General features: G+C 56.9%; 12 protein-coding genes. 1 reads left to right on the forward strand and 11 read right to left on the reverse strand.

Features of this window, described 5'->3' with window-relative positions; all coding sequences use genetic code 11:
* Window positions 1-64 precede the first annotated feature (64 nt).
* Window positions 65-238 carry a hypothetical protein gene (locus HDF09_RS06440; RefSeq protein ID WP_183763593.1) on the forward strand — a complete coding sequence of 58 codons (174 nt, stop codon included), beginning with the start codon at window positions 65-67 and terminating at the stop codon, window positions 236-238.
* Here the strand turns inward: HDF09_RS06440 and mobF are convergent.
* The 11 genes from mobF to HDF09_RS06495 all read right to left on the reverse strand — a co-directional run bounded on the left by mobF (window position 235) and on the right by HDF09_RS06495 (window position 11856).
* Window positions 235-3009, reverse strand: coding sequence for a MobF family relaxase (gene mobF / locus HDF09_RS06445; protein ID WP_183763595.1), 2775 nt, complete (start codon window positions 3007-3009; stop codon window positions 235-237). The two genes, HDF09_RS06440 and mobF, sit on opposite strands and share 4 nt — an antisense overlap.
* A gap of 3 nt (window positions 3010-3012) precedes the next feature.
* Window positions 3013-4950: a type IV secretion system DNA-binding domain-containing protein gene (locus HDF09_RS06450; protein WP_183763598.1), complete on the reverse strand. Its 1938-nt coding sequence runs from the start codon at window positions 4948-4950 to the stop codon at window positions 3013-3015.
* Window positions 4947-5339: a hypothetical protein gene (locus HDF09_RS06455; protein WP_183763601.1), complete on the reverse strand. Its 393-nt coding sequence runs from the start codon at window positions 5337-5339 to the stop codon at window positions 4947-4949. The genes HDF09_RS06450 and HDF09_RS06455 overlap by 4 nt, the downstream gene beginning before the upstream one ends.
* Before the next feature lie 177 nt (window positions 5340-5516).
* Window positions 5517-5837, reverse strand: a complete 321-nt coding sequence (locus HDF09_RS06460) for a hypothetical protein (RefSeq protein WP_183763605.1) — start codon at window positions 5835-5837, stop codon at window positions 5517-5519.
* Between the two features lie 46 nt (window positions 5838-5883).
* Window positions 5884-6858 carry a TadA family conjugal transfer-associated ATPase gene (locus tag HDF09_RS06465; protein WP_183763608.1) on the reverse strand — a complete coding sequence of 325 codons (975 nt, stop codon included), beginning with the start codon at window positions 6856-6858 and terminating at the stop codon, window positions 5884-5886.
* Window positions 6859-6924: 66 nt separating this feature from the next.
* The gene (locus HDF09_RS06470) at window positions 6925-7308 is read right to left on the reverse strand and encodes a single-stranded DNA-binding protein (protein ID WP_183763611.1); all 384 of its coding nucleotides are present in this window, start codon (window positions 7306-7308) and stop codon (window positions 6925-6927) included.
* Window positions 7309-7769: 461 nt separating this feature from the next.
* Complete coding sequence (locus tag HDF09_RS06475; protein ID WP_183763616.1) at window positions 7770-8456, reverse strand: VirB8/TrbF family protein; 687 nt, start codon at window positions 8454-8456, stop codon at window positions 7770-7772.
* Between the two features lie 11 nt (window positions 8457-8467).
* The gene (locus HDF09_RS06480; RefSeq protein WP_183763619.1) at window positions 8468-9325 is read right to left on the reverse strand and encodes a type IV secretion system protein; all 858 of its coding nucleotides are present in this window, start codon (window positions 9323-9325) and stop codon (window positions 8468-8470) included.
* 23 nt (window positions 9326-9348) lie between these two features.
* The gene (locus HDF09_RS06485; protein ID WP_183763622.1) at window positions 9349-10152 is read right to left on the reverse strand and encodes a hypothetical protein; all 804 of its coding nucleotides are present in this window, start codon (window positions 10150-10152) and stop codon (window positions 9349-9351) included.
* Window positions 10153-10200: 48 nt separating this feature from the next.
* Window positions 10201-10497, reverse strand: a complete 297-nt coding sequence (locus tag HDF09_RS06490; RefSeq protein WP_183763625.1) for a hypothetical protein — start codon at window positions 10495-10497, stop codon at window positions 10201-10203.
* Window positions 10498-10506: 9 nt separating this feature from the next.
* Window positions 10507-11856 carry a TraB/TrbI/VirB10 family type IV secretion system protein gene (locus HDF09_RS06495; protein ID WP_183763628.1) on the reverse strand — a complete coding sequence of 450 codons (1350 nt, stop codon included), beginning with the start codon at window positions 11854-11856 and terminating at the stop codon, window positions 10507-10509.
* Between the last annotated feature and the right edge of the window lie 28 nt (window positions 11857-11884).

Raw genomic sequence — 11884 nt, forward strand, 5'->3', positions numbered from 1 at the left:
CACATGGCGCCATTAGACCGAGGTAAAATAGTTTCAGCCTTGATCGTTTAGGTGGAGGAGCATCATGCTAATTCTCCCTCTTAAGCCGGTCGCCAAGATCATCGCCGTTTTAGGGACGCTGGTGTTCTGCGGCTATTTGGCATCAGTCTGCATCGAGCACAAAAACCCCTTTGGCGAAGATTACTGGAAGGCCAAACAAGCCGAGCATGCGCGAAGCGCCAGTGCCGCACACCACTAGAGCGACAGTTCCAATCCAATGTCAGCTCGCGGTGTGGACGCCGGTCGTTGCGATTGGGCCTCCTCTGGCGATTTCTGCTTTGAATGCTCCGTAGCTGAAGTTTTGGTAACGTCGTGGCTTAGCCGTTCTCCGAGTCGCAAGGCGTCGTTAGTAAAAATCTCTGCTGAGTGAGAAGCCCTCGATACCGAGACATAGGCGAATCGTGTGTTTATCAATTCTGGGTGGGCTTCAGTATCCATGTTAACGAGGACACGTTCTGTAGTCAGACCTTGCGAACTGTGGGAAGTCACTGCATACCCATGATCGAAGTGGCGGAATTCGCTTGGATCGATTGAAACGCGATTGCCGTTATCCATGCGTGCGGAAATCTCTCCATGTGCTATTTGTTCGATGGTTCCGAGAGCGCGGTTCGGTAAGTCAAGATCGCGGCATGGTGCGGTCATTTGGATACGGTCACCAACCGCAAAGCTTCGCTCCAGTTCTCTGTATGCGTCGATTCCGCGCAGGCGCGAAGGATCGTAGGTAACAATATCGCCCGTCTGCTTCTGTACTGATATCAGGTTGACAGCCGGTTCGGTTGCGACAACCTGCGCATAGCTGCCGCGCTCCAAGCTCAGTTCTTTACTTCCGCGCTGGTATCTGAGAACGTCTCCTACTTCGTATTGCGTTGCCCATCCTCGATCTGCTCCTGTCATCTCCGAACGAGGGACGAGGACGCTGTACTTCTGCTCTTCCTTGCCGACAAGACCGTGAGCCTGGAGTTCGCCGCGGACTGCCTGATTGATGTCTCTTCGTGATGCGTTGTCAGGAGAAACAATCATTGCCCCTTCGGGCCGTGATGCGTAGCTTTTCGCGATAGCCTCATACCGCTCCTGCGGCTCGACAATCTCAGAGATACAGCCGTGCTGCTGCAGCACCGCAATCCCCAATGTGGTTTCGTTCTTTGAGAGGTGTTCGACTGCCTTGAGGAGTTCGGGGTCTTTCTGGCGGATGATCTGGTCCAGTTGCGCGGTACTCATTCCTGCTTCCTGTAATTGCTCGAAGGGCTTGCCAGCATCCACTCCAAGATGCTGTCTCGTATCCCCTATAAGCACTACCTTGTCCTGAGTGCCGATGCGTTCGAGAAAGTCGCGCATCTGCTTGGTGGATGCAAGCGATGATTCGTCCAGCATGTAGAGGTGTTTGCGCTCAGGATCACCGGCAAACTGCTCCTGACCACCCCGCGCGAGGAAGCCTTGCAGGGTGTCTGCCGAAATGCCAGAATCTCGGAGTTGTTGGGCCGCGCGAGATGCTGGGGCAAATCCCTCGACGGCATAGCCGTTCGCTTCCGCTCCCTGCCGGATTACATCCAATGCGGTCGTCTTCCCTGAGCCGGCAACCCCTTGTATACCCTGGATCTGATCTTGAGAAACCAACACCTGCTCTACGGCGGAGCGCTGGGCACTATTCAGATTGGGATGCGCTTCGGTCAACCGGACGGCATCCTGAATGGGCATGATTGAGGAACCCTGGCTCTGGCCTCGGGCCATCTGCTGGATCACATCCCTTTCGGCCTCGATTGTCTTACTTGTAGTGAACTGTCGTCCGGTCTCATGTCGCCGATTCGGCACAAGCTGAAACTCGTCTTTGGCAAAACGAGCCTCGAATGCAGCCCGTATTTCTGGATAGGTGGCCTCGCCCATTCTTCGACGCAGAGCATCACGGAAGAGAGCGCGTTCATCGGTCACGGCCTCGCGCTCGAAGCTCCGGTCGCGGGCATAGCTGACAGCTTCATGCGCCCTGACCGTGCGGTCAGCCCTAGCAGTCTGAAACTCGTTGGTTCGAGACCGAGTTTTGGCCTCCGATACCACCTTGTCGGCCTGATTGCCGTACTCCTCGGCGAGCTTCCGATGGGCGGACAACACCTCGTCGGGTGACAAAATCTGCTTTTTGTCGCGGGTGGAATGGGCGGCTATCTGAGCTGCTTCGTGGCCCTCGAATCCGTTCTTTTCCAGATAGTCGCGGATCTGCTGACTGCGCGGACTGCTGGCATCCAAATAGTCCTGCGAGTATCCTTTGATCTCAGGAGCCCCGCTTCTCCCAGGCTCGATTTCGTAACCAAGCTGCGACAGCCGATACGTCAGCGAAGACTGATACACGGCTGTCGCAAATTGCTGGCTTTCAAACAAACTCTTGGGCTGCAGCGCCCTCATGTTGCCGTCTTCGCGTTCGGTCATATTGAAGATGACTGCATGGGCGTGGAGTTGGGGAGCCGCATACCCATCCACGGGACGCGCGGTGTCATGCTCAAACTTGGCGACGGCGAATTTCCCCGTTGTTTCTGCAGGTTGATTCCCACCAATACGGGCCTGGATGTATCGCTCCAGCTCGGTCAAAGCGAAGTTGACCGCTTCCCTGTGTGCCTCTCTTACCCGGTCGTCCCCGCCTACAAGCGCTGTCAGAGAAACAGACTTTGGAGCCGAAAATGTGGCGTCCCAGCCCGCTCGATGTTCTACCGGTGCAACGGTCTTACCCTCTTCGGTCTTGTATTCCTGCACGACACGGTGACTGACGAGCTGTTCGCCAGTCCGGGGATGCTGACCTTGGGCGAGACGCGCAAAGTCTTCTGCATTGACGCCGCCCGCGAGACCAAAGTTCGCAGCCAGCGCGCCGTGCCACTCACCCAAAATTGTGCCGTCCTGCTTCCAATAGTTCTGTTCAGCGGAAGTGAATTCCTTGGCGTGATAGGTCTGCGCCTGGGAAGCGGACAGCGGTTTGGAGATGTTGAGCATTGGCTACATCCCCATCGAATAGCTGCTGCGCTGTGGCTCCGGCGTATCTTCGTCCTCGACGGACTCCTCAACAATCGGGGCCGATTTCGGTGGCTTCTTTTGCAGCGTCTTCGGATCAAACGCAAGGTCGTCGTCTTCAAGTGGTCGCGGCACGAATGCGGGGTGGATCGCAGGAATATCGGTATAGGCGAACGAGAATCGGGCGACGTGATTTCCGAGCTTCAGGAAGGCGTGTTTGTCGGCCAAACCCGATATCTCTGAGTCGAGCACCAATGGCTCAACTTGACGGTCTAGGGCGAAGTTCTTGCCCGACCTCGTACCGTCGAAGTGTGTCTCTCTCATCCGCTCGATCTCGACTTTGCCGATGGCATTCGAGACCCACTCGGCGGCCTTCGGCTCCGTGGTCTTCAGGAAAATCTTCGTGGCCGGTTGGGACAGCATGACCTCGGCCATGTGGCCGTAAATGACCTCAAGCTGCGCCTTGCCCTGAAACCCCAGCACGAGCGGATTCCGGGATTTTCGGTTCTCTGTGATGGCGGTATGGAGTTGCGGGAGCCGCTGCAGGCTGGCGAGTTCGTCAAGGACAAACCAGACAGGCCGCTGGTCCTCTTTGGGCTCGTTCAGCAGGCGCAGGACGAGCAAATCTATCCAGAGGCTATGCAGCGGGCGCAAGGCCTCGCGCTCACTCGGTTTGGAGGTAATGAAGATCCATCCCTGCCGCCTTTCTGCCCATTCCGTCGCGCTCCAAGCCGTTTCCGCCTTCTCCTTCGTGGGGAGCATCCGCAGGCTGTCGGCTATCAGGCCAAGAGATGCCAGAACGCCATTCCGTTGCTGTTGCGCTCCCTTCGCAATCATGCTCGCCATCTCCGTTCCCTGAACACGGCGGTCGATCTCATCGGGGTTAGCCATCCAATGCACAAGCTCCTCGGGAGTCGGGCCGAAGGTCAGCAGATGGGCAAAGATTTTCTGGGGTGTCTCGACGAAAAATTCTCCCTTGCGGTCGGTCGTGGGTTGGTAAAGAGACGCCGCAATCGCCTTCGCCTCGGCTCGACGCCGAAGCTCCTCAGACGGCCCCCAGTAGGGGCATCGCTTGTCGAGAGGATTGAGAATGATGTCTTGCCGGTCCTTGTCGTAGAACCTCTGCACGAACTCACAGGCCGGGTCATAGACGATGGCCGATTGTCCGCGCGCCTGTATCTGGCGGAGGAGCTGCATGATGAGGGTCGTCTTGCCCGCCCCGGTATCTCCCATCAACTCAATATGCTGGCCCTCGCTGCGCTGGGGAATACGCATCATCGGCTCGGCCTCCAGAGTCTTGAAGCCGATGCCATCACCCTGAATCGCCTTATTGAACTCCCTGGGCGAGACGAGCACCGGACCTTTCAGGCGGCGGCCATACTTCATTTGCTTACGCCGTTTGATGTCTTTCCGAATCGAGAATGGGAGCTGTAGCAAGAGCGCGGCGATCCCAAACAGCACGGGCAAACGAAAGATGGCCCAGAGGCTTTCGCCGTCATAGACGGAACGCTCGAAATAGTCATGGAGGGGCTTATTCAGGTACTCCGTCTTCGGCTGACGATAGAGAAAGAGCACGCCGGATTGACGGGCCTGGCCGGATAATTCAAGCGGGATCGGTTTGCCCTCAGAGGAAGGAGTCGAGCCTTCCTGAACGTCAGTCTCCGTGGCTGCCCGCGTGCGCCTCTCAGCGTCTCCGACGCTGAGGAGCTGGTACTTGTCCGTCTTGTGCATCATGCCTGCGACGCCCGTACGCAGGTAATACGGGAGATAGAAACGCTGCAGCGGCGTCATCGCATAGGCAAAGTGCAGGTACACGCAAAGGCCGGTGATGACGAGCGAAAAGAAAATCGCCCCATAGGTGTAGATGGGCGAGTGCGGCGGGAAGATGACGGTCTCTTTGCGGCCCCATTGCGTCTGAGTCATGGCTCCTCCGTGGCTCCCTCGGTATAGCTGGCGAGCATTTCTTTTGCTGCTTTTCTCTTGTTCGTTTTCACATAGCGGAGAAGCTCTTTGAACTGCTCCCCGGTCAAATTTTCACCACGCAGCAGCGGTTCCAGAGTGTTGATGAGCAAGAGCCGGATTGCTTGCACTTCGGCGAACGTGGCGACGCTATGCTGGGACTCCTGGTCTTGGGCGGCGTTCAGGAGAACGTCACGAACCCACTCGCTCAGCCATTGGCCCCTGCCTCCGGCAAGCCGTTCGACCTGCGTAAACTCCGCCTCGGTCAGCTTCGTGCTAACCGTCTTGCTCCGGTTGATTCTGGGCGGGCGGCGAATTGCCCGTTCTGTTGTGCCAGGTGTCGCGACTTCCATCTGTTGCTCCTATTCGAAGGTAGTCATATAGCTACCGCGAAGCTCTAAGCCATGCTTTGTCAGCAAGTCTCTATATGGCTACGAAAGTAGCCATACATCTCCCTATGAGGGGTGGAGTGTCAAAAATCTTCCGGTGCGAAGCACCGCTTACGCACTGCCACGGATTTGTACGGAGGGTCATGCCTTCTGTGCCCTCGACGGCTCTATGGCATCCACCCCTGCAGCCGGCTTCTTGGCAGGCTGCTCCACCGATGCTGCCTCATTGACCGGCGCTTTACGGACGCGCAATGTGCAGCGGACCTGCTTGGCCTGTGGGGTCTTCAAGAAGTCCTGGAAGTCGCGATCTTTTGAGAAGACGTAATTGAGCGCTTTGTCCACCACGTCGTCTGCCGTGGCTTTAATGAAGGCGGCGTATTGATCGACTTGAGTTGCTGTCGCTTCGTCCAATCGGACGGAAGCGCTGAGCTGACGGCTTTGGGTGATTTCAAGTAAGGGCATTTAGGGTCTCCTATCTGGGGTGAAATCGAACGAATTATGGCCTCAATCAACTGGCCTGAAGCATTGGCAAGTTGGCATCGAATACAGGGTCGATCAGGAAACGTTTGGCCTCTCTATCAAAGCCTTTGAGGCCCAACACTTCCCGAATCGCGCGGCGTCCCGGTTGGCGCTCAACATGGACGATGAAATCAACGGCATCTGCAATCTCCGCTTCGGTATCAATAAAGGTCGTCTGCGCATGGTTGCGCATGACGAGATTGGCGAAGCGATGAAGGGCTTTCTCGGCCGAGTTTGCATGGATCGTGGCAAGTGAACCGGCGTGGCCGGTATTGAAGGAATCGAGCAGCGTTCGCGCCTCGATTCCCCGTACTTCTCCCAGGATGATCCGGTCTGGTCTCCAGCGGAGAGCAGACTTCAACAGGTCATCGAAAGAGACAGAAGATTTGAACGTATCGGTCTGGCATTCGACAGAGAGAATGTTTGGCTTCTGGATGTGCAGCTCGGCTGTATCTTCGATAACGACGATCCGCTGCGCCTCGGGAATGGCGTTAGCAAGAATCCGCAGAAGCGTGGTCTTCCCTGTCCCGGTTCCGCCGCTAATGAGCAGTGTCTTTCCTGCTGCGATTTGCTCCGCAAGGAACGCCGCAAGCGGGCGCGTAAGCGTGCCGCGAGTAATCAGGTCTTCGACCGTGTAATGGCGGCTGGAGAACTTACGGATAGTGAGCGCCGGAGCGGGACGCACGACGGGCGGAATGACCGCCGCTAGGCGGCTCCCGTCTGGAAGCTGCGCGTGCAATACAGGGTTATCTTCGTCGAGCTTTTTGCCGAGCTGGTTGGCAATCACTTCGAGGCCGGTGCGCAGCTTGCCGGCGTCAAAGGAAATGGTCTCTTCCTGGCGCATAATTCCGTCGCGCTCATACCACCATGAGGCGTCAGGATTGCCCATGATTTCGCTGATGCTGTCGTCTAGCAGCAGTGGCTCTAATGGGCGAAGGAATGGAAGGATCAACTCGAAGCTCATATTGGGATCTCACAGCGATGGAAGCCCAGCGGGTTAGCCGGGCTTCCGTGGGTGAAGAGGAAGGGCCTATGCGGCCACTTCCTCGGTCGAAACGTCGTCGTTCTCCTGCTCTTCCGGGGCAGCTTTCTCGGCGCGGTCCAGCTTCAGGATCGAATCGACCCGAATCTCCCAGATGCGCTGCTTGCTGTCCGTCTTCTTGCTGTCGTACTCCCGGCTGCGCAGCTCCCCTTCCACCTGGATATGTGTACCCTTCTTAAGTGTGGCGGCGAATTCCGAGAGCTTGCCGAAGACGATGCAGCGATGCCACTCGGTTTGCGAGACGTACTTGCCGTCCTTCTTGTAGGAGCTCTTGGTTGCCAGCGAGAGGGTCGTAAAGCTGCGGTTGTTGTTGGTGTGAACTTCTGCATCACTGCCGAGGAAGCCGATGAGGTTTACTTTGTTCTGATACATGGTCGTGTCTCCGTTTGTTGAATTTCCCGATCTTGCTGGGGTCACACCGGGCGGAGCCTGAGCGAGTGGGCCCGGCTCCCAAGTGCCAAGCTCTGCATTTACGGAGGGTCCGGTACGGAAACCGTAACCCGTAGGGCGGCGTAGCCGAAGCAGAAGAGCGCCGCGCCGCCGGGCGCCGGTTTTGCCCCGAAGCTGTGACCCAGCAAACGGCGGGATACATAACGGCAGACACATAACGAGAGCAAAGTTTTCATCTGCTCTCTGGCTCGGGAAGTTCGCCTCAATCGCTGCTGGTTTCGAGCTGCTCACTGCTCCGCAAAAGGACGGCAATTCGCCACCGATTCTGCAGCCCGTCCGGCACTCGAATGCTGCCGACAACTTGCGCGGGGACAGGTGGGGTGAAGCAGCCGACTTGGCAGCAAGTCTGGACATCTCTAAGCCTCTGGAGCGTCGATAAATCCCTAGCTGAACGCCTGGTCTGCCCGGAAGCGGACGATGGTCAATCCGAGAGGGTCTACGGCCAACTCATCATTCTTCACGTTCTCCCGGAAGACGTAGGTCACGCTGGCGACCCATCGCTCCCGCTTGAGTTCGGTATGATCCGCCGGGTTCGTGAATACTTTCTCGAACTCGATCCGTGCCGAATAGGGCGACTGTCGCAGGTCGTCAAGGACGACGTTTTTGACCTCGACATCGACGTAAGGAAGCGTGCTGTCGTTCCTGTACGTCAGGATGGTATTGTCCTTGCGCTCCTGGTCGATCACGGCCCGCTGGACGTCGCCATTCAGGAAGTACAGTGCATTCGTCTGGTCACGCTCTATGGTGAAGCGATTGCGGTTGAAATAGAGCTCCGCCCAACGGGTCAGGTAATACTTGTTCTCCGCCTCCTGCGGGCGGTACTGGAAGTTGCGGTAGTCGATCGCTTCGGCGTGGCCCACATCATTGATACGCACAATCATCGGGTGCATATTGGCGAGTGCCTTCTGGCTTTTGAATGTCAGAGCAGCCAAGGCCAAGCAGACGATAACGAGCGCAAGGATCGTCACCTTCAAATAGGTGTTCATTACCAGCGGATCGCCATACTGCTCCAGATAGCGTTCAGCGGCGCGGGTGATCTCGGGCGATGCCTTCATTGTTGCTGTACTCATGGGTCTACTCCTCAGCCCATCAGGGCGGTCGTTGCAAGGCCGGTGATGATTCCGGTGCCGGCGTCATGCCCGCCGGTATGTCCGGAGAATATGGTGGCAGTCATAGCGGGAATCTTGAGCAAGATAAAGCCGTTGACGACAACCAAGAGGATCAACACGGGCAGCTTTTCGACCATCTGCGCCGGGTCTACAAAGCCGCTCATCATGCTGTAGTAGTGCGCGAGCAGTTGAGACAAGATGCTGAGTGTCGCCGCAGCGACTACCTTGTAGAAGGAAAAACCCAGAAAGGCGCGAAGCCAGCCCCAGAACAAGAACTCCAGCTTGTCGAAGACAAGGAATGGGATAAATATGGGACCGAGCATCCCTACAACGGCACTGGCGACAGCACCGTAGGCGATGATTACGCTGATTAGTGCAGAGAGGAGGGCGATGAGCACCTGAATCAGGGCGAAGATAATTGCGTTATATGGGTTCGTTACCGTTGCCATCATCCCCGGCCCTTCGTTCGTCTCCGCTTGTCTCAAAGTATTCAGGATGTTTGCAGCGCTGTCCGTTCCAATAAGGTCAACGAGATGTTGCGCCCCGCCGTTGATAAACCCCTTAAGCGAATATCCGATGCCAGGAATGCTTGAGTCGTAGAAGTTGACCATTACATAGGCGAACGTGATGAGCATGAAGAAATTCAGAAACTTCGCTACACTGAAGCCCGGCCCTCCCTGCGCCGATGCCAGAGCCTCTTGCACGCCGAACCAGACGAGCATGATGGTTGCGAGAGCGACGCAGATATGGACACCCATTGCATCGACCGACGGTGCAACGGTACTGGTCAGGGTGTTGCAAGCCTGCGTTATCCAAAGAAAGAGATCCATATCTGCCTCGCTCGTTAGAAGAATCAGTACCGCATTGCGGTCGAAGCGCCACTAAATGACGGCGCGGTGGTGGTGTATCCGGGGTGAAATTGGTTGGCTTGTTGAAACGTGGCTTTGAGCGCGTCTTGCTGCTGCTTTTGAGCGACGATCTGCTGCAGTGCGGATGCCTGCGCAATTTGGTTGGCTTCTTGTTGCTGCTGAAGCTGCAAGATCAACGCCTGATTGATGCGCTGCAGGGTCGCTAATTCAGTGTGCTGTGCCGGGTCCGCAGATTGCGTCTGCGATTGCAGCGTGTTGATCGCCGCCTGGCGTTGCTGCGAATTCGCACGAATCGTGCCAAGCGTCTGAAGATTGCTGCTACTGACCGAGTCGTTCAGGTCGGCAGTTGCTCCCTGGGCTGCAATCTGCTGCTGCGCCGATAGGCTTAGATTGCCATAGCCACTGAGTTGACCTGTTCGAGGCACCGATGCCTGCTGATACGAGTAGGCGGCGTTGGAGCCATTATTTGCCGTGCTCATCCAAGGTTGTGAGTTGCCATAAGTGTTCGCGGCCCGATTGAGCATCATCCAATATGACGACGGGGAGAGATAGGGTTGGTAGAGGCTCTGCGGAGCAAGAGACATCTGATGAACCACGTTATACGTTGCGATGGCATTGTCTGCGAGCTTCACGGAGTTGGTGAAGATGTTCTGCCCCTGTTCAATTTGCTGGACAGCGTGAGCGGCCTGAGTCGGGTCGTAGACAATTCCCGATCCGAACTGGGCGTGCGCCGCAATCGGCATCGCCGCCAGAGTGAACACTGCGATTTTGAAAACAAGAGTCCTCATAGTCGTGTCTCCTTCGTACACAACGGGTGAATGGTTTATTGAAACGATTTACTTACTGGCTTGCTGAAGTTCGTTTTGAAGGTCGCCGGCCCGTTTCGCCTCTTGGTCGCACTTCTTTTTCTGAGCATCCTCCTGCTCTTTACTGATGGGCGGCGGTGTCCTACCGCTTAGGGCATCTCCTGCACCGCTTGTCATCGGTGCAACGCAGTCGTTTACGTATTGCTTATGAGCATCGTTGTATTGCTGCTGCAGGTTGGTGATCCTAGCTTGCTTCTCTTGGCCGCTCTGACATCCTGCGAGGATGAGGCAAGCGAGCAGCGCGGCGATGGGCATTAGCGGCTTCATGACACCTCCTTAGGACGATTGGGGTATGGTGTGGTTTTCGTAGGCCGGCAGAAGCATGTCTTGTGTGATGTAGAGCTTCACTCGATGGCCTTCGCGGATTGTGATGGTCGGCGGTATCTGCATAAAGCGATCAAGGATTGTGGTCGCCGACTGCGCGACGGAGGCAGAGGCCCCGGTCGTGAATATTTCCGGCCCCGAAGCCGTCAGTGCAGCCCCGCCCTCTGTAATTTGAGATGCTCCGGCAATAACGCCGAGTGCAATCGAGGTGCCGAAGATTTGCAGGTAATGATTGTTGACCTTATCCTTCAGGCCCTCTTCCCCGATCTGGTCAAGACCGTGGAACTGATCCAGGTCAACACTGTAACCATCGGGCATAATCATCCGGTGGAACACTACGGCCATGCGGCGCTGCTGTCCAAAACCGCTGGGGCCAATCTTCTTCGCCTCTCCCAGCACGATCGTTCCATCAGGAATGAGGACGTGCTGATGGTCATGCGAGTAAACAGGGTTCGATACGAGCACTTTGACTGGGCCAACGGCGTCGCCATCCAGCCGATTCATCAATACCGTATCGACCGTGATTCCCTCATAAAGGACATAAGGCTGGCCGCTGGCAGAGTCGATATTGACCTCGGGGGAACGCTTCGGCGGCGTTGGCTGGTCCCCGGCGGCGCGTGCCGCAACCAGACTTGAGTTTGCGGGGGGCGCGAGCTGCTGGGGAGCATAGCCTGTGGGCATGACAGCGCTCTGTGGAGGTTGCGGCTGCGGGGCGTGCTGGTCCGCCGATTGACTGTAGGCAAGATTCGACGAAAAGCGCGAATCGAACGCTTTCTCTCTCTCCTTAACCGCGAGTTGCTGTGCCGACTGTTGCTCCGGAGAAAGCCCGGCTCCGTTCCCGCCCGGCTGTGCATAGCTGCCAGCCTGGGGATACGGCATCGCCGGGCAGGGTTGTCCGGGCACACAGGCCGCTGGCTGGCCTGTGGGGCCGTACGAGGCCGCCATAGCCCTTTGCGCGGGCGTAGCAAGCGCCAAGGCAGGGTCATTTGCTGCCGCCTGAGCGGCAGCGGCCTGTTGAGCTTCCTTTTGCCGTTCGGCATCAAGCTGGTTCTTGAGGTCTTGAATGTTATTGTCCGTGTTGTCCTGAACCATTGGCTGAGGCGGCCCGCTCTTCTCGGCTGCGACCTGGGCCGGGGTCTTCTTTCCGTGCGAACTGAAGACGGCTGCGAGGATCACGAGCAGCGCAACCCCGAGGTAAAGGAGCGGCTTGAGATTTTTCTGTAGGACGCCCTTCGGATCGATCGCCCGCTTCCTCAGCTCTGGTTCCACGGGTTGTTCGGCGGCGATGACTGGCTCTGTCATGTTGCGTGTCCTTTCGGCTATGGCCCGT

The organism is Edaphobacter lichenicola (genome assembly GCF_014201315.1).
GTDB lineage: Bacteria > Acidobacteriota > Terriglobia > Terriglobales > Acidobacteriaceae > Edaphobacter > Edaphobacter lichenicola_B.